At 59.7% G+C, this 23,049-nt stretch carries 21 protein-coding genes; 12 read left to right on the plus strand and 9 right to left on the minus strand.

Going from position 1 to position 23,049, the window contains the following annotated elements; translation table 11 throughout:
• Nucleotides 1-87: 87 nt before the first annotated feature.
• On the minus strand, nucleotides 88-1,371 hold the full coding sequence (locus PFAS1_RS27065) for an arsenic transporter (protein ID WP_076031244.1): 1,284 nt from the start codon (nucleotides 1,369-1,371) through the stop codon (nucleotides 88-90).
• Nucleotides 1,372-1,577: 206 nt separating this feature from the next.
• Nucleotides 1,578-2,138 (minus strand): NADPH-dependent FMN reductase, encoded by a 561-nt coding sequence (locus tag PFAS1_RS27070; RefSeq protein WP_076031245.1) that lies wholly within the window; start codon nucleotides 2,136-2,138, stop codon nucleotides 1,578-1,580.
• Between the two features lie 176 nt (nucleotides 2,139-2,314).
• On the opposite strand from PFAS1_RS27070, the gene PFAS1_RS27075 reads away from it, so the two are divergent.
• Nucleotides 2,315-2,575, plus strand: coding sequence for a hypothetical protein (locus PFAS1_RS27075; RefSeq protein ID WP_076031246.1), 261 nt, complete (start codon nucleotides 2,315-2,317; stop codon nucleotides 2,573-2,575).
• A gap of 88 nt (nucleotides 2,576-2,663) precedes the next feature.
• Nucleotides 2,664-3,557, plus strand: coding sequence for a LysR family transcriptional regulator (locus PFAS1_RS27080; RefSeq protein ID WP_076031247.1), 894 nt, complete (start codon nucleotides 2,664-2,666; stop codon nucleotides 3,555-3,557).
• Here the strand turns inward: PFAS1_RS27080 and PFAS1_RS27085 are convergent.
• From PFAS1_RS27085 to PFAS1_RS27105, 5 genes are all read right to left on the minus strand, one after another.
• Nucleotides 3,523-4,137, minus strand: coding sequence for a GNAT family N-acetyltransferase (locus PFAS1_RS27085; protein ID WP_076031248.1), 615 nt, complete (start codon nucleotides 4,135-4,137; stop codon nucleotides 3,523-3,525). The genes PFAS1_RS27080 and PFAS1_RS27085 overlap by 35 nt on opposite strands.
• 14 nt (nucleotides 4,138-4,151) lie before the next feature.
• Entirely contained in the window at nucleotides 4,152-6,407 is a 2,256-nt protein-coding gene (locus PFAS1_RS27090; protein ID WP_076031249.1) for an Orn/Lys/Arg family decarboxylase, read from the minus strand.
• A 141-nt stretch (nucleotides 6,408-6,548) separates the two neighbouring features.
• Nucleotides 6,549-7,307, minus strand: a complete 759-nt coding sequence (gene dnaQ / locus PFAS1_RS27095; RefSeq protein ID WP_074876294.1) for a DNA polymerase III subunit epsilon — start codon at nucleotides 7,305-7,307, stop codon at nucleotides 6,549-6,551.
• Between the two features lie 214 nt (nucleotides 7,308-7,521).
• Complete coding sequence (rnhA, locus tag PFAS1_RS27100; protein WP_008028618.1) at nucleotides 7,522-7,974, minus strand: ribonuclease HI; 453 nt, start codon at nucleotides 7,972-7,974, stop codon at nucleotides 7,522-7,524.
• Between the two features lie 92 nt (nucleotides 7,975-8,066).
• The gene (locus tag PFAS1_RS27105; RefSeq protein ID WP_008152097.1) at nucleotides 8,067-8,825 is read right to left on the minus strand and encodes a methyltransferase domain-containing protein; all 759 of its coding nucleotides are present in this window, start codon (nucleotides 8,823-8,825) and stop codon (nucleotides 8,067-8,069) included.
• A 65-nt stretch (nucleotides 8,826-8,890) separates the two neighbouring features.
• Here PFAS1_RS27105 and gloB point away from each other — a divergent pair, with 65 nt between their 5' ends.
• From gloB to fabI, 8 genes are all read left to right on the plus strand, one after another.
• Entirely contained in the window at nucleotides 8,891-9,658 is a 768-nt protein-coding gene (gene gloB / locus PFAS1_RS27110; protein ID WP_076031250.1) for a hydroxyacylglutathione hydrolase, read from the plus strand.
• A 99-nt stretch (nucleotides 9,659-9,757) separates the two neighbouring features.
• On the plus strand, nucleotides 9,758-11,212 hold the full coding sequence (locus PFAS1_RS27115) for a transglycosylase SLT domain-containing protein (protein ID WP_076031251.1): 1,455 nt from the start codon (nucleotides 9,758-9,760) through the stop codon (nucleotides 11,210-11,212).
• A gap of 226 nt (nucleotides 11,213-11,438) precedes the next feature.
• The gene (locus PFAS1_RS27120; RefSeq protein WP_076031252.1) at nucleotides 11,439-13,271 is read left to right on the plus strand and encodes an extracellular solute-binding protein; all 1,833 of its coding nucleotides are present in this window, start codon (nucleotides 11,439-11,441) and stop codon (nucleotides 13,269-13,271) included.
• On the plus strand, nucleotides 13,268-15,109 hold the full coding sequence (locus PFAS1_RS27125) for an extracellular solute-binding protein (protein ID WP_076031253.1): 1,842 nt from the start codon (nucleotides 13,268-13,270) through the stop codon (nucleotides 15,107-15,109). Before PFAS1_RS27120 ends, PFAS1_RS27125 begins: the two co-directional genes overlap by 4 nt.
• A 4-nt stretch (nucleotides 15,110-15,113) precedes the next feature.
• Nucleotides 15,114-16,187 (plus strand): microcin C ABC transporter permease YejB, encoded by a 1,074-nt coding sequence (locus PFAS1_RS27130; protein WP_046048846.1) that lies wholly within the window; start codon nucleotides 15,114-15,116, stop codon nucleotides 16,185-16,187.
• A 1-nt stretch (nucleotide 16,188) separates the two neighbouring features.
• On the plus strand, nucleotides 16,189-17,208 hold the full coding sequence (locus PFAS1_RS27135) for an ABC transporter permease (RefSeq protein WP_076031254.1): 1,020 nt from the start codon (nucleotides 16,189-16,191) through the stop codon (nucleotides 17,206-17,208).
• A gap of 1 nt (nucleotide 17,209) precedes the next feature.
• The gene (locus tag PFAS1_RS27140; RefSeq protein WP_076031255.1) at nucleotides 17,210-18,820 is read left to right on the plus strand and encodes an ABC transporter ATP-binding protein; all 1,611 of its coding nucleotides are present in this window, start codon (nucleotides 17,210-17,212) and stop codon (nucleotides 18,818-18,820) included.
• Nucleotides 18,821-18,841: 21 nt separating this feature from the next.
• A complete protein-coding gene (fabI, locus tag PFAS1_RS27145) occupies nucleotides 18,842-19,636 on the plus strand; it encodes an enoyl-ACP reductase FabI (RefSeq protein WP_008152082.1) in 795 nt (264 codons plus the stop codon).
• Nucleotides 19,637-19,819: 183 nt separating this feature from the next.
• On the opposite strand, the gene PFAS1_RS27150 is transcribed toward fabI, so the two are convergent.
• Complete coding sequence (locus PFAS1_RS27150; RefSeq protein WP_076031256.1) at nucleotides 19,820-20,686, minus strand: LysR family transcriptional regulator; 867 nt, start codon at nucleotides 20,684-20,686, stop codon at nucleotides 19,820-19,822.
• 112 nt (nucleotides 20,687-20,798) lie between these two features.
• Here PFAS1_RS27150 and PFAS1_RS27155 point away from each other — a divergent pair, with 112 nt between their 5' ends.
• Nucleotides 20,799-21,224, plus strand: a complete 426-nt coding sequence (locus PFAS1_RS27155; RefSeq protein WP_076031257.1) for a VOC family protein — start codon at nucleotides 20,799-20,801, stop codon at nucleotides 21,222-21,224.
• The gene (locus PFAS1_RS27160) at nucleotides 21,221-22,498 is read left to right on the plus strand and encodes an amidase (protein WP_076031258.1); all 1,278 of its coding nucleotides are present in this window, start codon (nucleotides 21,221-21,223) and stop codon (nucleotides 22,496-22,498) included. The genes PFAS1_RS27155 and PFAS1_RS27160 overlap by 4 nt, the downstream gene beginning before the upstream one ends.
• Here the strand turns inward: PFAS1_RS27160 and PFAS1_RS27165 are convergent.
• Nucleotides 22,439-23,044, minus strand: coding sequence for a GGDEF domain-containing protein (locus PFAS1_RS27165; RefSeq protein WP_076031259.1), 606 nt, complete (start codon nucleotides 23,042-23,044; stop codon nucleotides 22,439-22,441). The genes PFAS1_RS27160 and PFAS1_RS27165 overlap by 60 nt on opposite strands.
• Nucleotides 23,045-23,049: the final 5 nt, after the last annotated feature.

Genomic DNA, 23,049 nt, shown 5'->3' on the forward strand with positions numbered 1-23,049 from the left:
CGGCCTCTTCGCGAGCAAGCCCGCTCCCACAGGGGACCGCATTTCAAACTGTGGGAGCGGGCTTGCTCGCGAAGGGGCCGACGCGGTCTAAACCGATAACCGCAATGCCAAAGCCGCCAACGTCACCAACAATACCGGCACCGTCAACACAATCCCGACCTTGAAGTAATACCCCCAGCCGATCCGGATACTCTTGCGCTCCAGCACATGCAACCACAGCAGCGTCGCCAGGCTGCCGATCGGCGTAATCTTCGGCCCCAGGTCGCTGCCGATGACGTTGGCATAGATCATCGCCTCCTTCACCACCCCGGTCGCCTGGCTGGCATCGATTGACAGCAAACCGATCAGCACCGTCGGCAGATTGTTCATCATCGACGACAGCAGCGCGGTCAGTACGCCGGTGCCCATGGCAGCGCCCCATACGCCGTAGCCGGCAAAACCATCCAGCCATCCGGCCAGGTAACCCGTGAGCCCGGCGTTGCGCAGGCCATACACCACCAGGTACATGCCCAGCGAGAAAATCACGATATGCCAGGGCGCTTCCTTGATGACTTTGCGGGTGGAAATCTTGTGACCACGGGCGGCGATGGCCAGCAGCAACGCCGCGCACACCGCAGAAATGGCACTGATCGGAATCCCCAGCGGTTCCAGCGCGAAGCAGCCGAGCAGCAGAATCACCAACACGGCCCAACCGGCATAAAACGTAGCGTGGTCGTGGATCGCAGAAGCCGGTTGCGCCAGTTGCTCGGGGTCGTAGTCCTTGGGAATGGCACGACGGAAAAACCACATCAGCATCGCCAGGGTCGCCGCGACACTCACCAGGTTGACCGGGATCATCACCGCCGCGTAACGATTGAAACCAATGTTGAAGAAGTCAGCGGAAACGATGTTCACCAGATTCGACACCACCAACGGCAGACTCGCCGTATCAGCGATGAAACCGGCGCCCATGACGAACGCCAGGGTCGCCGCCGGGGAAAAACGCAACGCCAGCAGCATGGAAATCACGATGGGTGTGAGAATCAGCGCAGCCCCGTCGTTGGCGAACAATGCCGACACCAACGCACCGAGCAGCACCATATAAGCAAACAGCTTGCGTCCGCTGCCCCGTCCCCAACGGGCCACATGCAGCGCCGCCCAGGCAAAGAACCCCGCCTCGTCCAGCAGCAGACTGATGACAATCAGCGCGACAAAAGTCCCGGTGGCGTTCCAGATAATCTGCCACACCAGTGGGATGTCGCTCAGGTGAACGACCCCGAAAATCAGCGCAAGCACCGCGCCGAACACCGCACTCCAGCCAACGCCAAGGCCTTTTGGCTGCCAGATCACCAAGGTGATGGTCAGCAGGAAAATCAACGATGCGGTCAGCATGCAGTGCAGCCTTGTCGGAAAACAAACCGCGATTCAGCCGCAATGCACGGGCGGAGTAAAGCGCAAACTTGCTCCCTTGCGCGCACCGGCCCAGCCACACACCCCTTGTAGGAGCAAAGCTTGCTCGCGATGGCGGTGTATCGGTCAGATCAATGCCGACTGACACACCGCCATCGCGAGCAAGCTTTGCTCCGACACAGGAATTGTCACGCTTTCTTGTGTTGTTCGACCCAAAGGCCATAAGCATTGATGAATTTTTGCAGAAACGGTTTTAGCGACTCGGACAGTTTTCCCGCCTCGTCGAACGCTGAACCGGCACCGCTCAGATAGGCTTCCGGTTGCTGCATGCACGGCACATCCAGAAACACCATCGACTGGCGCAGGTGATGGTTGGCGCCAAAACCACCGATAGCGCCCGGCGAAGCGCTGATCACCGCGCCTGGTTTTCCGCTCCAGACACTCTTGCCATAGGGACGCGAACCCACGTCGATCGCGTTCTTCATCGGCGCAGGCACCGAACGGTTGTATTCGGGAGTCACGAACAACACCGCGTCGGATGAGCTCACTTGTTGCCGGAAAGTGCTGTAGGCTGCCGGCGGTGAATCACCATCAATGTCCTCGTTGTAGAGCGGCAGATCACCGATTTCGACGATAACCAGTTTGAGATTGGCAGGCGCCAGGTCGGCCAGGGCCAGCGCCACCTTGCGATTGATCGATTCCTTTCTCAAGCTGCCGACCAGTACAGCGATCGTATAGACGTTGCTCATGGAAGATTCTCGACTGTCCGATGAAAGAGCTTGTAGTTATAGATGACGATTCAACCAGTGGGCGACTGAAAAAACGTCGCCCCTGACTATTTTTTTCCTGTAGGAAAACTTACCTCGCCCAACCACGGTCTACAGAGCCGCAAATTGAGTGATTTATCCCCAGAGGTTCTAAGCAGATGGCAGCAGTACTCGTCGGTCAGTTCCATGCAAGAGACGCGGAAGGCCGCGTTTATTCCGTGCATGAGTTCCAGGAATCCACCCCGTCGGCAGACGGCCTCACTGGCTCGGTGCCTGTCACCACTTACAAGCTGGCCATTGGCGACCGCGTACGGAAACTCGATGACAACCAGTTTTTGCTGGTGCAGTCGGACGTGACCATCGTGCGTGAGCCCGACACCTACGTCGGCAATCCGCCGGAAACCAACGTCGCTTCATAACCCGGTGTTATGAGCGGAAGTCATATTCGCGCACTTGAGTTAGGATTCAGCCACTGACTCCCTCACCTGCTGAACATGGACTTCACGCATGCGTTTACGTCATATCGAAGTGATCCAGGCGCTCCTGCAGACCGGTCACCTGGGCACCGCCGCCGAATGGCTGCAGTTGCCGGTGGCTGAAGTCGAAGGGATTCTGCGCGACGCCGAGGATCAGTTGGGTTTCATGCTGTTTTCCAGCGTGCGTGGACGCTTGCAGGCCACGCGCGAGGCGCGGGAGTTGCAGATCCAGATCGCCCACGTCTATGAAGCGCTCGAGCCGGTCCAGCGGCTGGCCAACAGCCTCAAGCAATATCAGGCTCCGCCCTTGCGGATTATCTGCACGCCGCCCCTGGCACAGCAGCTGTTGCCACAGAGCATTGCCGCCCTGCGCCGACGCCTTCCTGATGCGCCTTGCACCCTTCTGAGTGAACCTACACGCGAGATCGTCAGAAACCTGCTGCTGCGCGAAAGCGATCTGGGCCTGAGCCTGCATGACCCCGATCACGCCGACATTCATTGCCAGGTGATCGCCCAAGGCAAGCTTCAGCTGCTGGCACCCCACGGCTGGTTGCAACCCAAACAGAAGTACATCTCGCTGCAGGACCTGGCCGGCCAATCGATGGTAGGCCTGGAAGGTCATGATCCGCTGAGCCCGGCGCTGGAAAACAAGCTGCATGCCCTGCGTCCTGCCCCGGTCATTCACACCCGGGTACAGACTCACCAGATGATGCGCAGCATGGTCGAGGCCGGTGAAGGTCTGGCCATCGTCGACCCTTTCACTGCCCTCGGGGCGAAATCGGCCGGGCTGGATGCGTGCCCGCTGGCGCCGGCCGTGCCGATCAGCCTGTATGCCTTGACCCTGAAGAGCGGTGAGCCGTCGCCAGCGGTTCAGGCATTGCTGGGCATTATCACGGAACAAGCCGTGGCGATGCTGGCGAACTAAGCGGGGTTTCCAGCGGGTTATCGAACAATCGATACCAGAACAGCGCCACTTCGGCGGTGTTCGGATCGATTCCGCGATAACGCAAATGATCAATTCCGCCCAGGACGTAACCGCGGCGTTCATAGAGCCGACAGGCCCCCAGGTTGTTGTTCTGGGTTTCGAGCATGATGCCCGGCAGTTTCTTTTTGCGGCTCCAGAACTGCGCCACATCCAGCAACGCCTTGGCCACACCATGACGACGCGCCGGCGCATGCACCGCCAACTCATCGATATGGGCGAAGCCGTTCCAGTTGGTGCTGACCACCAGGTGACCCACGGGCTCATCATCGAGATAAGCCATGAAGATCGCGCTGTCAGCGGCATCGCGGAAACTGCTGAACTCCTCGGGATCGATGCCGTAGCACTTGCGATAGGGCGTGATCGGTGTCACCGGCCACTGCTCCACCGGTTTACCCATTTCGGCGGCACCGTAGACCGCGACTTCAAAGCTGAAATCACTGCCCCAGATGTAGGCTGCAAAACCATCGTCGGCAACGCGTACCGACAGCCCTGGGTATTTCGGATTCATGAGCGGTTGCATACTGGGAAAGGTCCTCATTCCTTGATGCAATCGACGGTATATAGCCGTCCATTGCCCTCATCTTCGTGTTGCAAGCCGTGCACATCAGCGACAAACCCCGGGAAGCTGCTGTCGAACGTACGGGCAAACGCCAGGTAATCGATAATCGAGCGCGTCGACTCGGTAAAACGCTCGCCGGGCATGATCAACGGAATCCCCGGCGGGTACGGCACCAGCATCACTGCGGCGATCCGCCCGTCCAGAGCATCGATCGACACCGCTTCAACCTCGCCACGCACTAATTGATCATAGGCGTCAGATGGCTTCATGGCGATTTCCGGGAGCACGGTGTACATGCGCTTCAGGTGTTTGGCCGTGGCATTGCTGCGATAGCAGGCGTGCAGTTGATCGCACAGATCGCGCAATCCCATGCCCTGATAGCGCGCGACATCCTCTTGTGCCACGCACGGCAGGCAGGTCGCGAGACTGACATTGGCATCGTAGCTGCGCTTGAATTCCAGCAACTCGGTCAGCAACGTGCTCCATTTGCCTTTGGTGATGCCCATCGAGAACAGCACCAGGAACGAATACAGCCCGGTCTTTTCAACGACCAAGCCACGTTCCCAAAGGAATTTGCTGACCACCGCTGCCGGAATTCCGCGCTGGCTGAGGGCCCCGCCTGCCGTCAGGCCCGGCATCACCAGCGTGACCTTGATCGGATCAAGCAGCACGTAGTCGTCGGTCACGCCGCCAAAGCCGTGCCAGTCGGCATCGGGCTGCAGCAGCCAGTCATCGGTGATCACGCGGTCGATGCCTTCCACCGATGGCGGCTGCCAGATGGAAAACCACCAATCGTCAGCGGCGATGTGCTGACGCAAATTGGCCAGCGCCCGGCGAAAACTCAGCGCTTCGTCGAACATTTCCTGCAATAGCGATCGCCCGGCCGGGCCTTCCATCATGGCCGACGCCACATCCAGCGAGGCGATGATGCTGTACTGCGGCGAGGTCGAGATGTGCATCATGAACGCTTCATTGAAGCGATCCCGATCCAGTTGCCGCGCGCCGCCATCCTGAACGTGAATCATCGACGCCTGGCTGAACGCCGCCAGCAGTTTGTGGGTGGAATGGGTGGTGAACACCAAGGGGCCGCCTTCACTGCGGGAAGTGCCCATGCCGTAACGCCCGGCGAAAAACTCATGAAACGCCGCGTAGGCGTACCAGGCCTCATCGAAGTGCAAGACCTCGACGCTGTTACCCAACTGCTGCTTGATCAGCTCAGCGTTGTAGCAGAGGCCGTCGTACGTCGAATTGGTCACCACCGCCAACTTGACCTTGGGCGCCCGGCCCTTGGTCAGCGGGCTGGCGTCGATCTTGGCCTGAATCGATTCGCGGCTGAATTCGCTCAAGGGAATCGGGCCGATAATTCCCAGCTCATTGCGCTCCGGGCACAGGTACAGCGGAATGGCGCCGGTCATGATGATCGAGTGCAATATCGACTTGTGGCAGTTGCGGTCCACCAACACCAAGTCATCGCGAGCGACCATCGAATGCCAGACAATCTTGTTGGCGGTCGAGGTGCCATTGATCACGAAGAAGGTGTGATCGGCGCCGAAATTGCGGGCAGCACGAGCCTCGGCTTCCGCCAGCGGGCCAGTGTGATCGAGCAAAGAACCGAGTTCCGGCACCGATACCGACAAATCGGAGCGCAGGGTATTTTCCCCGAAGAACTGGTGAAACGCCTGACCCACCGGGCTCTTGTGGTACGCCACGCCGCCGCCATGGCCGGGTGTGTGCCAGGAATAATTGGAGTCGGCCGTATGCTGCACCAGCGCTTTGAAAAACGGCGGCAGCAAACCATCCAGATATTTGCGTGCCGCTCGAGCGACCTGTCTGGCCAGAAAAGGCACGGTGTCTTCGAAAAGATAAAGAATCCCGCGCAGTTGATTGAGTTCGGCCATGGCGTCGGCCGGAGCGTTCTCCAGGGTCACCTGCTCGCCCAGCGCGAAGATCGGCAAGTCGGGCGCACGCACCCGCGCCAGGCCAATCAGCTCGGCCATGTTGTGTAATAGATGAGAGTGGGTGCTGGCTTCTTCGGCCGCAATCAACATGCAGGAAAGACCGTGATGGGTCGAAGCGACCAGTCGCCCTTCGGTGTAATTCACCGCCGAGACAATGCTGAAGCCTTCCTGCTCCAGCTCCCGGGCGATGCCACGCACGCGATCACCGGCCACGGTGTCGGCCTTGATGTCGCGATGGACGATCAGGACCGGGAATTTCAAATCTTTATACATGGGGCTCAGTGTCCTGAGGCGGCAGACCGTGGTCCACCAATCACCTCAGGGTAGAGGGTTCGAGCGCATGTGGCGAGTGTGATGCACTGAAATGGGTCATCGGGGCGCGTTACGCTTGATCAAGATCAAAAGATCGCAGCGCTACGCCTGAGCCTTGGCCTCGGCCAGTTGCTGCCAGAGCGATGGAGCGCCGGCGGATTTGGCGATGACTTCCAGGCGTGCCATGTGCTGGGCCAGGTCATCCTCGCTGGCACGGATGATACGCGTCGGTTGACGATCGACCGGCAGGCGGCGGATCTCGGTGGCGGAGTTGTCCGCACCTTCCCCGGAACCATTGCCGTCGGAAGCATTACCGGCCAGGGACAGGCTGGTCTGGCCGCCCGTCATGGTCAGGTAAACGTCAGCGAGAATCTCGGAGTCGAGCAAGGCGCCGTGCAGTTCACGGCCGGAGTTGTCGACGCCATAGCGTTTGCACAAGGCGTCGAGGCTGTTGCGCTGCCCCGGGTGACGTTCCCGGGCCATCATCAGGGTATCGAGGATCGAGCAGTGCTGCGTGATGTCCGCACGATCATGCTGGCCCATCAGGGCGAATTCGTTGTTGATGAAGCCAACGTCGAACGCCGCGTTATGGATGATCAGCTGCGCACCCTTGATGAATTCAAAGAACTCATCGGCGACTTCAGTGAAGCGCGGCTTGCCGACCAAGAATTCGTTGGTGATGCCGTGGACGCCAATGGCGCCTTCATCACTCTCGCGGTCCGGTTGCAGGTAAACGTGAAAATGCCGGCCCGTCAGGCGCCGACCGATCAACTCGACACAACCGATTTCGATAATCCGGTGGCCGTCGGTCACCGGCATGCCGGTGGTTTCGGTATCGAGTACAACGGATCTGGTGGCCATCAGTGCTCAGCTCTCAACGGGTCATTCGTGCAAAAACGGCGATGTTAACACGCTCGTCAGGGTCTTTCAGGTACACGATCGCGAGCAGGCTCGCTCACTGATCGTTCCCACGCTCTGCGTGGGAATGCCTCAAGGGACGCTCCGCGTTCCAATGGGACGCAGAGCGTCCCGGGCTACATTCCCACGCAGAGTGTGGGAACGATCAGTGTCGGATTTACGCCTGCTTGTACCCGCGCACTTCATCCACGCCACGATTGGCCAGTTGGTCGGCGCGTTCGTTGCCGTGATGGCCAATGTGCCCGCGCACCCATTTCCAGGTGACGTTGTGGCGATTGACCTGCTCATCCAGCAACTTCCACAGATCAGCGTTTTTCACCGGTTCCTTCGCAGCGGTTTTCCAGCCGCGCTTCTTCCAGTTGTCCATCCACTCGTTGATGCCTTTCATCACATACTGCGAGTCGGTGACCAGCAGCACGTCGCAGGAGCGCTTGAGTTCTTCAAGACCACGGATCGCGCCCATCAGCTCCATGCGGTTGTTGGTGGTGTTGGCTTCGCCGCCCCACAGTTCTTTTTCAACGCCCTTGCACACCAGCAAAGCACCCCAGCCGCCAGGACCAGGGTTGCCTTTACAGGCGCCGTCGGTGAAGAGTTCTACGCTATCGCTCATGCCAATCTATCCAGAAAATGCCGTGGCTCGCCGATCGGTGATCGACGATGCCCGAGGCCGGGGCAAGCCCGGCCGGGAAAATAAAAAAGGTCTTATGGATCGATGCGGCGACGATTGACCTTGGCCATCGGCAGTGGAATCAGCTTGCCCATCGGTTCGCGCCGCTCCTGACGGACAGGCCGCAGGCCCACCACGATCTTGCGCGCAACCAATAAATAGAAGCCGCCACCCGAAAGTTGCCAGTCACCGGCCTTGCGCTCCCAGCCGGCCAGACGAGCCTGCCAGGCCGGTGACGCAAGCGGCGGACGATAGCATCCGAAGCGGCGTTTCTCCAGCGCGAAGCCCAGCAGGTTCAGCCAGTCACCGACTCGCGACGGGGAGATGCAGCGAGCCTTGCGCAACGCGTCATGAGCAAAAACGTGACGCAAGCCCCAGGTGCTCCAGGGATTGATCCCGACGATCAGCAGGTGCCCACCGGGCCGCACGCTGCTCGCCGCTTCGCGCAGCAGACCGTGAGGCGACAGGCAGAAATCCAGCCCATGCTGCAACACCACCACATCGGCGGCATGCTCGCTCAAAGGCCACGCCTGCTCTTCGCAGACGATCTCGACCCCCGGCAACGGCGCGCCGAGCCGCACATTGCGCTGCACTTGCGGTGCCGACGGCGGCGTTTGGGCCGACGGGCCGTAATGCACCAGGTAACCACCGAAGAACCGTCCCAACTCGTCTTCGAGCATGCGACGTTCTTCGTCCAGCAGAAATTGCCCGATGGGGCCGGACAGCCATTCACGGGCCGCGCTGATCAATGTCAGCCATTCAGGATCAGCCTGAGCGAACGCTTTATCGGTCATTGCATTCTCCAACGCGCCAGGAAGTTCTAAGATGCACCATTGTTTTCCGCTTGGCGAATCCGACGATGATACAGATCAGTGCCCTGCCCGCCTTCACCGACAACTACATCTGGTTGTTACAAGACCACAGCACCCAGCGTTGCGCCGTGGTCGATCCAGGCGATGCCGCACCAGTGCAGGCCTGGCTCGAAGCGCATCCGGGTTGGGTGTTGAGTGATATTTTGATCACTCACCATCATCATGACCACGTTGGTGGCGTCGAGCAGCTGAAAAAAGCGACGGACGCGACAGTCTACGGCCCGGCCAGCGAAAGCATCCCGGCGCGGGACGTGGCGCTCAAGGACAACGACCGCGTCAGCGTGCTGGGCTGGGACTTCGATGTCTTTGCCGTTCCGGGTCATACCCTGGGGCATATCGCTTATTACCATCATGGTTTGCTGTTCTGCGGTGACACCCTGTTCGCCGCCGGTTGCGGGCGCTTGTTCGAAGGCACGCCGGAGCAAATGCATACCTCCCTGACCCGCCTGGCCGCGCTGCCTGAAGATACGCTGGTCTATTGCACTCACGAATACACGCTGAGCAACCTGAAGTTTGCCGCAGCGGTCGAACCGGGCAATCCGGACACCGCCGCACGTCTGGAAAAAGTCACCGCGCAACGTGAAGCCGGAATCATGACGCTGCCCTCTACTCTGGCGCTTGAAAAGCTGACCAACCCGTTTTTGCGTGTCGACGTAACATCCGTTAAAGAAAAAGTGGACGAACGGAATGGAACCCAAAACCGGGCTCCGAGTGCGGTTTTTGCTGCTCTGCGTGCTTGGAAAGATAAGTTCTAAGTAGCCATCACGTTGGTACAAAAATTCTGAATGGTTGACCGCAGGGGGTGCGCTTTCTAGAATCGCCCGACATTTTTGCCCGGAACTTACTTCCAGCCAATGTCGTCATCTATTCGTAAAGCCATCAATTCAGACGCATTGACCCGCTTGGCTCAAGCCATCGCGGTGGCTGTGTCCGCCACGCTGGCGGGCTGTTCCAGCCATGTGCCGCAGACCGAAGCGACACACACTCCGAATATCGCCGCCCGGGCCAAGCAGAAACCTATCTGGCTCAGCGAAAAACCGACTCCACAAATTCCGCAAGATGTCTGGGAGCGCATGCGCCAAGGCTTTCAGTTGCAAGACAACGCGGGTGTCAACCCGCGCATCGAGCAACAGCGCCTGTGGTTCGCCAGCAACCCGTCCTTTCTCGAGAACGCCGGCGAACGCGGCAGCCTCTACATTCACTACATCGTCGAACGCCTTGAAGAACGCAACATGCCGCTGGAACTGGCGCTACTGCCAGTGATTGAAAGCGCCTACAACCCGATGGCCTATTCCCGGGCCAACGCGGTTGGCTTGTGGCAATTCATCCCTTCCACCGGGCGTTACTTCAACCTGCGTCAAACCCGCTTCTATGATGGCCGTCGCGATATCACCGCCTCGACCACCGCGGCCATGGACTACCTCACCCGCCTGCACGACATGTTCAATGGCGACTGGCTGTTGGCCCTGGCCGCGTACAACGCCGGCGAAGGCACCGTCAGCCGGGCCATCGAGCGCAACGAAAAGCTCGGTTTGCCGACCGATTACTGGAACCTGCCGCTGCCGGCCGAAACCCAGGCCTACGTGCCAAAGCTGCTGGCCCTGTCGCAAGTGGTGCTGGCACCTGAAGCCTACGGCGTGAACCTGAACCCGATCGCCAACGAACCGTACTTCCAGGTCGTCGAAATCAACCAGCGCATGGACCTGTCCAAGGTCGCCGCGGTGGCGAACATCGACGAAGACGAACTGTTCCAGCTCAACCCCGCCTTCAAGCAGCGCACTACCATCGATGGCCCCCAGCATTTGCTGGTGCCGACGTCCAAGGCGCAACTGCTGACCGCCAGCCTGTCGACCATGCGTCCTGAAGAGCTGATCAGCAAGAAGTCGCTCAAACCGGTATTCGAAGGTGCAGACGAGTCTGAAATCGCCGGCCTCAAACGTTCCTACCGCGTCAAACGCGGCGACAACCTGGCTGCTATCGCCAAGGCCAACAAGGTCGACGTCAAGGATCTGCAGCGCTGGAACAAAATGACCGGCAAGAACCTCAAGGCCGGCCAGACATTGGTCATGCAGGACACCACCAAGCGCAGTCGTGGTCGGGTCAACACCGTCGTGGCGGCGAACAGCAAAGCAAACACTAAAGCTGACAAGCAGAAGTCGCAGACCCAATACAAGGTCAAGCAAGGCGACTCGCTGTACATGGTCGCCAAGCGCTTCAACGTTGAAATGCAGCACCTCAAGCGCTGGAACCCACGTGTTGGCCAGGCGCTGAAGCCCGGCCAGATGCTGACGGTGGCTTCCCCACGCTAAAAAGAGCCCCTGACTTCAGGGGCTTTTTTTCGCCCAAGACTTCACCAAACCCCTTGTAACAGCTGGCGCTGTGGCGAGGGGATTTATCCCCTCGCCACAGCGCCAGCTGCTACAGGGGGTCCATTGGCACAATTAACCGCGCATTAACCCCCCGTCTTTTTCCTGTCGATACAAGCTGTTACTGTACGGCCCACAAAGCCCAAGCCGCCTGGATCGGATCCCTGATTTGAAGCATGCCCTCCTCCTGCTCCTGATCTGCCTGGCCTTGAGCTCCCCCGCAAGCGCGACGATCAGCGAAAGCCATGGTTATGCGCAGTTCGGCACGCTCAAGTACCCGGCCAGATTTACCCACTTCGACTGGGTCAACCCGAAAGCGCCCAAGGGCGGTACGTTGCGGGTGATGGCGTTTGGCACCTTCGATACGCTCAACCCCTACACATTCAAAGGCTCGAGCCCGGTTTCCACCGCCAACTTCCTGCAATACGGCATCAACGAACTCAATGAACCGTTGATGGTCGGCACCGGCCAGTACGCGCCGTCCGGCGATGAACCAACCTCAAGCTATGGCCTGATCGCCCAATCGGTGGAATACAGCGAAGATCGCAATTGGGTGGTGTTCAATCTGCGCCCCGAAGCGCGTTTCCACGATGGCACACCGATTACCGCCTATGACGTGGCGTTCTCCTACCGTTTGCTGCTCAAGGAAGGCCATCCGCAATACCGCACCAACCTTCAGGAAGTGTCGCGGGTCGACATCCTCAATCCGCAACGTATTCGTTTCGTCTTCAAGCGCGCCGGTAATCCGCTGCTGATCCTGCGCCTGGGCGAGTTGCCGGTGTTGCCCCAGCATTACTGGAAAGGTCGGGACTTCAAGGCCACCACCTTCGAACCGCCACTGGGCAGCGGACCGTATCGCATCACCTCGGTAGAGCCTGGACGACGGATCATTTTCGAACGGGTCAAGGATTACTGGGGCAAGGACTTGCCGGTCAATCGTGGCAAATACAACGTCAATCGTATGGAAGTCGAGTTCTACCGTGACAGCGACGTGGCTTTCGAAGCGTTCAAGGCCGGCGAATTCGACATCTATATCGAACACCAGGCAAAAAACTGGGCCAATGGCTATAACTTCCCGGCCGTGCGCCGTGGCGATGTGATCAAGGCGCAAATCGCGCACCAGATCCCGACCCAGAGCCAGGGCCTGTTCATGAATAGCCGGCGGCCAACTTTCGCCGAGGCCAAGGTCCGTGAAGCGCTGGGCCTGATGTTCGACTTCGAGTGGACCAACCGCACGCTGTTCAGCGGCGCCTACAAGCGCGCCATGAGTTATTACCCCAACAGCGAATTCTCCGCCACCGGACTACCGGTCGGTCATGAGTGGCTGCTGCTCAAGCCCTATCGCGATCAGTTGCCCGCAAAGCTCTTCACCGAACCGTTCAGCCTGCCGCAGACCGAAGGCCGCGGCATTCCGCGGGAAACCATGCGCAAAGCCCTGGAACTGCTCGCCGAGGCCGGCTGGAAGCTCAACGGTCAGCGACTGCAAAACACCATCGGCCAGCCGTTGCGTTTCGAGATCCTGTTGGTCAACCCGAACCTGGAACGTATCCTCCAGCCCTACGTCGAGAACCTCGCCAGCATCGGCATCGACGCCCGGTTGCGCACCGTCGATCGCGCCCAATACAAGCAACGCCTCGATCAGTTCGACTTCGACATGATCCTGATGACCCTCAACCAGACCCTCAGCCCGGGCCTGGAACAGTGGCAGTATTTCCATTCCAGCCAGGTCGGGGTCAAGGGCAGCAAAAACTACGCCGGGATTGCCAACCCGGTGGTCGACCATTTACTCGAACAATTGCTTGCCGCCCAGACCCGCGATGAACAGGTCGCCGCCGGCAAGGCGCTCGACCGGGTGTTGCTGTGGCAGCACTACATCATTCCCAACTGGTACCTCAATTATCACCGCCTGGCCTACCGCAACCGGTTCGCCTTCGTCACCACGCCGCCCTACACGTTGGGCCTGAGCGCCTGGTGGCTGAAATCTTCGGAGAAAGATCGATGAAACCCGTACGCACCCTGCTCTTGCAGGCCAGCGGTCTGTTGTTTGCCGGGCTGGCCTGTGCCGCCCCGCAACATGCCCTGACCCTGTACAACGAGCCGCCGAAATACCCGGCCGATTTCAAACATTTCGATTACGTGAACCCCGACGCGCCCAAGGGCGGGATCTTCCGCCAGGCCGGTTTCGGCGGCTTTGACAGCCTCAACCCGTTCATCAACAAAGGCGTGCCGGCCGACGACATCAGCATGATCTACGACACCCTGGCCAAGCAGGGTCTGGATGAGCCGTTCACCGAGTACGGCCTGGTCGCCGGCAAGATCGAAAAAGCCCCGGACAATAGCTGGGTGCGTTTCTACCTGCGCCCCGAGGCACGCTTCCACGACGGGCATCCGCTACGCGCCGAGGATGTGGTGTTCAGCTTCCAGACCCTGATCAAGGACGGTGCGCCGCTGTTCCGCGGTTATTACAGCGATGTCGAGGAAGTGGTCGCTGAAGATCCGCTGACGGTGCTGTTCAAGTTCAAGCACACCAACAACCGCGAGCTGCCGCTGATCCTCGGCCAATTGCCGGTGCTACCCAAGCATTGGTGGGCAACGCGCGATTTCACCAAGGGCAACCTGGAAATGCCATTGGGCAGCGGCCCCTACAAGGTCAGCGAAGTGAAGGCTGGGCGTTCGGTGCGCTATGAGCGGGTCAAGGATTATTGGGCCAAGGACCTGCCGGCCAACCGTGGGTTCTACAACTTCGACGTGATGACCACCGACTACTACCGCGACAACACCGTCGCACTGGAAGCGCTCAAGGCCGGCCAGTTCGACTACTGGCTGGAATCGGCCGCGAAAAACTGGGCCAAGGCTTACAACATTCCGGCGGTGGCCGAAGGTCGGCTGATCAAGGAAGAGATCCCCAACGGCAACCCCACCGGCATGCAAGGCTTCGTGTTCAACCTGCGCCGCCCGGTGTTTCAGGATGTGCGCGTGCGTCAGGCACTGACCCTGTTGCTGGACTTCGAATGGACCAACAAGCAACTGTTCAACGGCGCCTACGCGCGCACCCGCAGTTACTTCGAGAATTCGGAAATGGCGGCCAGTGGCCTGCCGGACGCCGATCAACTCGCGATCCTCGACCCGTTCCGCGGCAAGATTCCCGAGCAGGTGTTCAGCGAGGCATTCCAGAACCCGGTGACCGACGCCAGCGGGATGATCCGCACGCAGCAGCGCAAGGCCTATCAATTGCTGCAAGAGGCGGGCTGGCGGATTGTCGATGACAAGATGGTCGACGCCAATGGCAAACCGGTGACCATCGAGTTCCTGTTGGCCCAGACCGAATTCGAACGTGTGTTGCTGCCGTTCAAGCGCAACCTCAGCGACCTGGGCATCGACCTGGTGATCCGTCGGGTCGACGTCTCGCAGTACATCAACCGCGTGCGTTCACGGGACTTCGACATGATCGTTGGCAGCTTCCCGCAGTCCAATTCGCCGGGTAACGAGCAACGCGAATTCTGGATGTCCGACGCCGCCGACAAACCCGGCAGCCGCAATTCCATGGGCCTCAAAGACCCGGTGGTGGACCAGTTGGTCGAGCAACTGATCAACGCCGATTCGCGCAAAAGTCTGGTGGCCCACGCCCGCGCACTGGACCGCGTGCTCCAATGGGGCTATTACGTGATCCCCAACTGGCACATCAAGACCTGGCGCGTGGCGTACTGGAACCACATCGGCCACCCGAAAATCTCCCCCAAGTACGACATCGGCATTAATACCTGGTGGGTCAAGCCCGACGCGACATTGCCGATAGAAGTCGAAACCAAACTGCAAGCTGACCCTGCGGGCACGGAGTAATCAGATGCTGGCGTATATTTTTCGGCGACTGCTGCTGATCATCCCGACCTTGCTCGGCATTTTGCTGATCAACTTCGTGATCATCCAGGCCGCCCCCGGCGGGCCAGTGGAGCAGATGATCGCCAAGCTCGAAGGCTTCGAAGGCGCCACCAGCCGCATCGCTGGCGGCGGTGCCGAAGTCTCGGTCGCGGGCTCGGCCTATCGCGGCGCCCAGGGCCTGGACCCGGCGCTGGTCAAGGAAATCGAGCACATGTACGGCTTCGACAAATCGGCGCCGGAACGCTTGTGGATCATGATCAAGAACTACGCCACCCTGGATTTCGGTGACAGCTTCTTCCGCGACGCCAAGGTCATCGACCTGATCAAGGAAAAGATGCCGGTGTCGATCTCACTCGGGTTGTGGAGCACGCTGATCATGTACCTGGTGTCGATCCCCCTGGGGATCGCCAAGGCAACGCGGCACGGCAGCCATTTCGACGTCTGGACCAGTTCGGCGATCATCGTCGGTTACGCGATACCGGCGTTCCTGTTCGCCATCCTGCTGATCGTTGTCTTTGCCGGCGGCAGCTATTTCGACTGGTTCCCGCTCAGAGGGCTGACCTCCAACAACTTCGATGAATTGAGCATGGGCGGCAAGATCCTCGATTACTTCTGGCACCTGGCATTGCCAGTGACGGCGTTGGTGATCGGTAACTTCGCGACCATGACCCTGCTGACCAAAAACAGCTTCCTCGACGAGATCAACAAACAGTACGTGGTCACCGCCAAGGCCAAGGGCCTGACCAATCACCGCGTGCTCTACGGCCACGTGTTCCGCAACGCCATGCTGTTGGTCATCGCCGGGTTCCCGTCGGCGTTCATCGGGATCTTTTTCACCGGTTCGTTGCTGGTGGAAGTGATCTTCTCCCTCGACGGCCTCGGGCTGATGAGTTTCGAGGCGGCGATTAACCGCGATTACCCGGTGGTCTTTGGCACGCTGTTCATCTTCACCCTGTTGGGATTGGTGGTGAAACTCATCGGTGACCTCACCTACACCTTTGTCGATCCGCGCATCGACTTCGAAAGCCGGGAGCATTGAGATGAAGCTGTCCCCTCTCAATCGCCGACGCTTCGAACTGTTCAAGGCCAACAAGCGTGGCTGGTGGTCCCTGTGGCTATTTCTGCTGCTGTTCGGGCTGAGCCTCGGTGCCGAGTTGATCGCCAACGACAAACCCTTGGTGGTGCACTACGACAACGGTTGGTACTTCCCGGCGCTCAAGCGTTACCCGGAAACCACCTTCGGCGGCGAATTCCCGCTGGAAGCCAACTACAAGAGCCCGTACATCCGCGAATTGCTCAAGGCCAAAGACGCCTGGGTGCTGTGGGCGCCGATTCCCTACAGCTATCAAAGCATCAACTACGACCTGAAAGTACCGGCCCCGGCGCCGCCTTCGGCCGACAACCTGCTGGGCACCGACGATCAGGGCCGCGATGTGCTGGCCCGGGTGATTTACGGCTTCCGGATTTCGGTGCTGTTCGCCCTGACCCTGACCATTCTCAGCTCGATCATCGGCGTGATCGCCGGGGCCTTGCAGGGCTTTTACGGCGGCTGGGTGGATTTGGCCGGGCAGCGTTTTCTTGAGATCTGGTCCGGGCTGCCGGTGTTGTATCTACTGATCATTCTTGCCAGCTTCGTCCAGCCGAACTTCTGGTGGCTGCTGGGGATTATGCTGCTGTTCTCGTGGATGAGCCTGGTGGACGTGGTCCGCGCCGAGTTCCTGCGCGGTCGTAACCTGGAATACGTGCGCGCCGCGCGGGCGTTGGGGATGCAAAACGGTGCGATCATGTTCCGCCACATCCTGCCCAACGCCATGGTCTCGACCATGACCTTCATGCCGTTCATCCTGACCGGCGCCATTGGCACCCTCACCGCTCTCGACTTTCTGGGCTTCGGTCTGCCGCCTGGCGCGCCGTCCCTGGGTGAACTGGTGGCCCAGGGCAAATCCAACCTGCAAGCGCCGTGGCTCGGTATGAGCGCGTTTGCCGTGCTGGCGTTGATGTTGAGTTTGCTGGTATTCATCGGCGAGTCCGCTCGCGATGCCTTCGACCCGAGGAAGTGAAATGAATCAGGACAATCTGATCGAAGTGCGCGACCTGGCCGTCGAATTCGTCGTTGGCGAGCGCGTTCAACGGGTGGTCGAAGGCGTCAGCTTCGATATCAAGCGTGGCGAAACCCTGGCGCTGGTAGGTGAAAGTGGCTCCGGCAAATCAGTGACCGCCCATTCCATCCTGCGGCTGCTGCCCTACCCGCTGGCTCGGCATCCGTCCGGGACCATCACCTACGCCGACCAGAACCTGCTGGACCTGAAAGAGAAAACCATCCGTCACATCCGCGGCAACCGGATTGCGATGATCTTTCAGGAGCCGATGACTTCGCTCAATCCGCTGCACTCGATCGAAAAGCAGATCAACGAAGTGTTGGGCATCCACAAAGGCCTGGTCGGCAAAGTGGCGACCAAGCGCACGCTGGAGCTGCTGGAAATGGTCGGCATCCCGGAGCCCGAGAAGCGTCTCAAGGCCCTGCCTCACGAACTGTCCGGCGGCCAGCGGCAGCGGGTGATGATCGCCATGGCTTTAGCCAACGAGCCGGAACTGCTGATCGCCGACGAGCCGACCACCGCGCTGGACGTCACCGTTCAGCTGAAAATCCTCGAATTGCTCAAGGAATTACAGGCCCGGTTGGGCATGGCGCTGCTACTGATCAGTCACGATTTGAACCTTGTACGAAGAATTGCTCATCGCGTATGTGTCATGCAGCGCGGTTGCATCGTCGAACAGGCATCGTGCGAAGAGTTGTTCCGCGCACCACAGCATCCGTACACTCGGGAACTGCTGGCAGCGGAGCCCAGCGGCAAGCCGGCAACTAACGTTATCGGCCCGCCGTTGCTGCAAGTCGAGGACCTGAAAGTCTGGTTCCCGATCAAGAAAGGCTTTCTGAAAAAGACCGTCGACCACATCAAAGCGGTGGACGGCATCAATTTCAGCCTGCCTCAGGGCCAGACCCTGGGGATTGTGGGAGAAAGCGGCTCTGGCAAGTCGACACTGGGTTTGGCGATTTTGCGGCTGATCGGCAGCCAAGGCGCGATCCGTTTTGAAGGCAAGCAGCTAGACTGCCTGACGCAGCAACAGGTTCGACCGCTGCGTCGGCAGATGCAGGTGGTGTTTCAGGACCCGTTCGGCAGCCTGAGCCCACGGATGTGCGTGAGCCAGATCGTTGGCGAAGGCCTGCGGATCCACAAGATGGGCACCGAGGCGGAACAGGAACTGGCGATTATTGCGGCACTCAAGGAGGTAGGCCTGGATCCGGAAACCCGGCACCGCTACCCCCACGAATTTTCCGGCGGGCAACGGCAGAGAATCGCCATTGCCCGGGCATTAGTGCTAAAACCGGCGTTGATTCTGCTGGACGAGCCGACATCGGCCCTCGACCGGACAGTGCAACGCCAAGTGGTGGAGCTTTTGCGTTCACTGCAAACCAAGTACAACCTGACGTATCTGTTTATCAGCCATGACCTGGCTGTCGTCAAAGCGCTGAGCCACCAGCTGATGGTGGTCAAGCAAGGCCAAGTGGTCGAACAGGGAGACGCGCAAAGTATTTTTGCGTCCCCCAAACATCCGTATACACAGCAGTTGCTGGAAGCCGCTTTCCTGGCCCCAGCCACTGCGCAATAACCTGAAAGAGAGGAGCAACACATGGGTTTTCTCGCCGGTAAGCGCGTACTGATCGTCGGTGTCGCCAGCAAGCTGTCCATCGCATCCGGCATCGCTGCCGCCATGCATCGCGAGGGCGCTGAGCTTGCCTTCACTTATCAGAACGACAAACTCAAGGGTCGTGTCGAAGAGTTCGCACAAAGCTGGGGTTCCAACCCTGACCTGTGCTTCCCGTGTGACGTGGCCAGCGATGAAGAAATCGCCAAGGTCTTCGTTGAGCTGGGCAAGAAGTGGGACGGCCTGGACTGCATCGTGCACTCCGTCGGCTTCGCCCCGGGCGACCAACTGGATGGCGACTTCACCGAAGCCACCACCCGTGAAGGTTTCCGCATCGCTCACGACATCAGCGCCTACAGCTTCGTGGCCCTGGCCAAGGCCGGTCGCGAAATGATGAAAGGCCGCAACGGCAGCCTGCTGACCCTGTCGTACCTGGGCGCCGAGCGCACCATGCCGAACTACAACGTGATGGGCATGGCCAAGGCTTCCCTGGAAGCTGGCGTTCGTTACCTGGCCGGCTCCCTGGGCCCGGACGGCACCCGCGTCAACTGCGTATCGGCTGGCCCGATCCGCACCCTCGCCGCTTCCGGCATCAAGAACTTCCGCAAGATGCTGGCCGCCAACGAAGCGCAAACTCCGCTGCGTCGTAACGTCACCATCGACGAAGTCGGCAACGCCGGCGCCTTCCTGTGCTCGGACCTGGCGTCCGGCATCAGCGGCGAAATCATGTACGTGGACGGTGGTTTCAACACCACGGCCATGGGTAGCCTCGAAGAGTAATCTTCGGTCAGCCCCCAAAAAAACCCGCCGGTTCTGGCGGGTTTTTTTATGCCTGCGATTTGCGGCCTGATGCAGAACCCCTGTGGGAGTGAGCCTGCTCGCGATAGCGGAGTGTCAGTCGACATCAATTTTGAATATCAGTCCGCTATCGCGAGCAGGCTCACTCCCACAGGGGATTTTTGTTTAACCATCACTCGGTGTCAGGCAACTGGCAAATAGCTGCTGGATCGGCTGTGTGCGCTGGCTATAGCGCTGCAACAGAACCATTTCCCGGTAGAACGTCAACGCGCCCAACGGGATGATCCGCACCTTCGCCCCATGCTCGAGCCAGAGACCGGCCTCAGGTAGCAGCGACACCCCTAACCCGCATTCAACCATCTTCACGATGGCTTCCAGCTCATCCAATTCCAAAGCCACTTGCACATCAATCTGCTGCTCGCGCAAAAACCGCGTTACCAGTCTTCCACCGAACGAATTGCGGTCGTAACGCACATGCGGATGGCTCGCGAGTATCTGCAACGGCTCGTCGCCTTCAAGGTCCGCCGGCACGATCAATACAAACGGTTCCTTGCGGATGACCTGCGCTGACAGTTCCTTGGGCAACTCGAACGGCGGCTTGATCAGGATCGCCAGATCCACCTCACCGGTGTCCACCTGGCTCAGCAGGTTCAGCGACACGCCGGGCACCAGTTTCGGCTCCAGCAACGGCGCCTGTTGCCTCAGTCGCAGCAACGCCTGGGGCAGCAGTCCGGTCTGGGCCGTGGCCACGGCGCCTATTTTCAACTCGCCGCGATACTCGCTGACATCATCGCTGACCGCCATGCGGCTGAAGGTCTCAAGGATCTCCCGCGCCATCGGCAACGCGCGCTGGCCGGCCGCATTGAGCAGCGCCTGACGCCCGGTGCGATCGAACAAGCGAATACCCAGCGCCTGCTCCAGATTGCGCATCTGCGCGCTGACCGCCGACTGGGTCAGGCCGATGTGCATTCCGGCCGCCGCGAACGTGCCATAGCGTGTGACGGCAATGAAAGTTTTCAGTTCGCGCAGCATGATTGTTCCCGATTGATCGAAATAATTTGAGCTCGCGGCAAAAATTATCGTCTTTTAATCAAAAAGCACAGGGCTAAAATCAGTTCGAATCCAGACAGCCGAGGCACATCCGATGCAACTCTCCCCTTTTCACTTGGCCATCCCGGTCCATGACCTGACGGCCGCACGTAATTTCTACGGCAACGTGTTCGGCCTGGAAGAAGGCCGCTCAAGCGATCATTGGGTCGATTTCAATTTTTTCGGCCATCAACTGGTGATTCACCTGGCGCCGAAAAATGCCTCGCAAGAAGCCGCGCACACCAATGCTGTCGACGGCCATAACGTGCCAGTGCCGCATTTCGGCGTGGTGTTGGGGATGGACGAATGGGAGGCGTTGGCCGAGCGATTGAAAGCCCTCGACACCCGATTCGTCATCGAACCGGGCATTCGCTTCCAGGGATTGGTGGGCGAGCAAGCGACGATGTTTCTCTTCGATCCTTGCGGCAATGCGCTGGAGTTCAAGGCGTTCAAGGACATCACTCAGTTGTTCGCCAAATGATCCGCCCCGTCCCGGATGCCACGACCCTCAGTCAGTCCGTGATCAAGGGTGAGACCACCGCCGCCGCCGTCGCCGAAACGGTCCTGGAGCGCATTCAGGCACTGGAGCCGGAGATCCAGGCCTTCGTCTCGTTCGATGCCCGAAAAGTACGCACCGATGCTGCGTCGCACACCAATCGTGGCTTGCTGGCCGGCGTTCCGGTGGGGGTGAAGGATGTCTTCGACAGTGCCGATCATCCGACACAGTTCAACTCACCCATCTATGCCGGTCATCAACCTGCCCGGGATGCCCATGTGGTGACCCTGCTGCGCCAGGCCGGCGCGTTGATCATGGGCAAGACCCACACCACTGAATTTGCGTACATGCACACCGGCCCGACCCGCAACCCCCATGACCCGGACCGCACGCCGGGCAGCTCCAGCGCCGGTTCGGCGGCCGGGATGGCAGCGGATTTCTTTGCGGTGGCGCTGGGTACCCAGACGGCCGGCTCACTGCTGAAACCGGCGTCCTATTGCGGTCTGTTCGCGTTCAAACCGTCGTTTGGACTGGTATCGCTGGAAGGCGTAAAGCCGCTGGCGCCGAGCTTCGACACCGTAGGCTGGTACGGTCGCTCGGTGCGGGATCTGCACTTGGTGGCGCGGGTATTGATTCCAGGTTTTACAGTGCCGGAGGTTGAACCACGCCCTCTGCAATTGGGCTTCTATCGCACAGCGCGCTGGGATCAGGTCGACCCCGAGGTGGCCAACGCCCTGGAACAGGCGGTGGACCACTTGCGCAGTGCCGGCCATCAGGTCGACGACGTGCAACTGCCGGATGAGTTTGCCGGGGTATTCGACGATCACCTGTTGATCAACGACTGCGAAGGCGCCCGTTCTCTGGCGAAGGAGTTTCAGGAACACCGCGCACTGCTAAGCCCTTCGATCTTGGCAATGTTCGACCGGGCGTCGGCGACCACCTGGGAACAGGAGTCCGCGGCCAAGGCCCGACTGGCGGCGCTTGCACCGCGCCTGAATGAACGCTGCCAGCCCTACGACGCAATGCTCGGCCCCTGCTGCGGGATGGTCGCGCCCGTGGGTCTGGAAAGCACCGGGCCATCGGATTTCATCAAGTTCTGGGGCGCATTCGGCTGGCCGCAGGTGAATATCCCGCTGGTTCGCGCAGAAGGATCGATGCCCATCGGTTTACAGATGATCGGCCGGTTCAGAAATGACGGTTCACTGCTCCGGGTGGCCGAACGGGTCGCTGTCGATTTGCTCGTTGATCGCAGCCAATAAGCCGTCGGCCGTCTCGTGGAGCGCAGGATGAAACTCGATCTGATCGACACTGAAGTGGATGTCGCAACCGCGATGTTTTGTGGCATTGCGCTCTTCGAGTATTTCTTCGAGTCGTGCCCTGATCGCGGGAATCTCCACAACGCTTGATCCGGTCAGTAACGCGACGAATTTGTCGCTGCCCAACCGGCCGATCACATCGCTCTCGCGAAAGGCAATGCGCAGCACATCAGCGAAGGTTTTCAGGGCTTTGTCGCCCTCGGCACGACCATAGAGATAGTTGATGTGCTTGAAGTCATCAATATTGAAAAGCAGCAGCGTTGCCGGCTTTTTCAGCTGGTGGCAGACATCCAGCCCTTGTTGGGCCAGCGCTGTAAAACCGTGTCGGTTGGAGAGCAGTGTCAACTCGTCCATGCTCGCCATCTGCACGCCCATCAACTCCTCCTCGGCCTTGCGGGCCAAGTCACGCAGCAGCTCGCGCTCCTGCAGTGGCGTGCGCAACGGGTCGGCGCACGCGCCTGGTTTTACCGGTTTGCCTGGGATCAGCATTACTC

It is taken from the genome of Pseudomonas frederiksbergensis (genome assembly GCF_001952935.1).
Lineage (GTDB): Bacteria > Pseudomonadota > Gammaproteobacteria > Pseudomonadales > Pseudomonadaceae > Aquipseudomonas > Aquipseudomonas frederiksbergensis.

Bases quoted from the DNA above. Each gene is read 5' to 3' on its own strand.
- PFAS1_RS27065 (WP_076031244.1), bottom strand. From the start codon at position 1,371: ATGCTGACCGCATCGTTGATTTTCCTGCTGACCATCACCTTGGTGATC.
- PFAS1_RS27070 (WP_076031245.1), bottom strand. From the start codon at position 2,138: ATGAGCAACGTCTATACGATCGCTGTACTGGTCGGCAGCTTGAGAAAG.
- PFAS1_RS27075 (WP_076031246.1), top strand. From the start codon at position 2,315: ATGGCAGCAGTACTCGTCGGTCAGTTCCATGCAAGAGACGCGGAAGGC.
- PFAS1_RS27080 (WP_076031247.1), top strand. From the start codon at position 2,664: ATGCGTTTACGTCATATCGAAGTGATCCAGGCGCTCCTGCAGACCGGT.
- PFAS1_RS27085 (WP_076031248.1), bottom strand. From the start codon at position 4,137: ATGCAACCGCTCATGAATCCGAAATACCCAGGGCTGTCGGTACGCGTT.
- PFAS1_RS27090 (WP_076031249.1), bottom strand. From the start codon at position 6,407: ATGTATAAAGATTTGAAATTCCCGGTCCTGATCGTCCATCGCGACATC.
- dnaQ (WP_074876294.1), bottom strand. From the start codon at position 7,307: ATGGCCACCAGATCCGTTGTACTCGATACCGAAACCACCGGCATGCCG.
- rnhA (WP_008028618.1), bottom strand. From the start codon at position 7,974: ATGAGCGATAGCGTAGAACTCTTCACCGACGGCGCCTGTAAAGGCAAC.
- PFAS1_RS27105 (WP_008152097.1), bottom strand. From the start codon at position 8,825: ATGACCGATAAAGCGTTCGCTCAGGCTGATCCTGAATGGCTGACATTG.
- gloB (WP_076031250.1), top strand. From the start codon at position 8,891: ATGATACAGATCAGTGCCCTGCCCGCCTTCACCGACAACTACATCTGG.
- PFAS1_RS27115 (WP_076031251.1), top strand. From the start codon at position 9,758: ATGTCGTCATCTATTCGTAAAGCCATCAATTCAGACGCATTGACCCGC.
- PFAS1_RS27125 (WP_076031253.1), top strand. From the start codon at position 13,268: ATGAAACCCGTACGCACCCTGCTCTTGCAGGCCAGCGGTCTGTTGTTT.
- PFAS1_RS27130 (WP_046048846.1), top strand. From the start codon at position 15,114: ATGCTGGCGTATATTTTTCGGCGACTGCTGCTGATCATCCCGACCTTG.
- PFAS1_RS27135 (WP_076031254.1), top strand. From the start codon at position 16,189: ATGAAGCTGTCCCCTCTCAATCGCCGACGCTTCGAACTGTTCAAGGCC.
- PFAS1_RS27140 (WP_076031255.1), top strand. From the start codon at position 17,210: ATGAATCAGGACAATCTGATCGAAGTGCGCGACCTGGCCGTCGAATTC.
- fabI (WP_008152082.1), top strand. From the start codon at position 18,842: ATGGGTTTTCTCGCCGGTAAGCGCGTACTGATCGTCGGTGTCGCCAGC.
- PFAS1_RS27150 (WP_076031256.1), bottom strand. From the start codon at position 20,686: ATGCTGCGCGAACTGAAAACTTTCATTGCCGTCACACGCTATGGCACG.
- PFAS1_RS27155 (WP_076031257.1), top strand. From the start codon at position 20,799: ATGCAACTCTCCCCTTTTCACTTGGCCATCCCGGTCCATGACCTGACG.
- PFAS1_RS27160 (WP_076031258.1), top strand. From the start codon at position 21,221: ATGATCCGCCCCGTCCCGGATGCCACGACCCTCAGTCAGTCCGTGATC.
- PFAS1_RS27165 (WP_076031259.1), bottom strand. From the start codon at position 23,044: ATGCTGATCCCAGGCAAACCGGTAAAACCAGGCGCGTGCGCCGACCCG.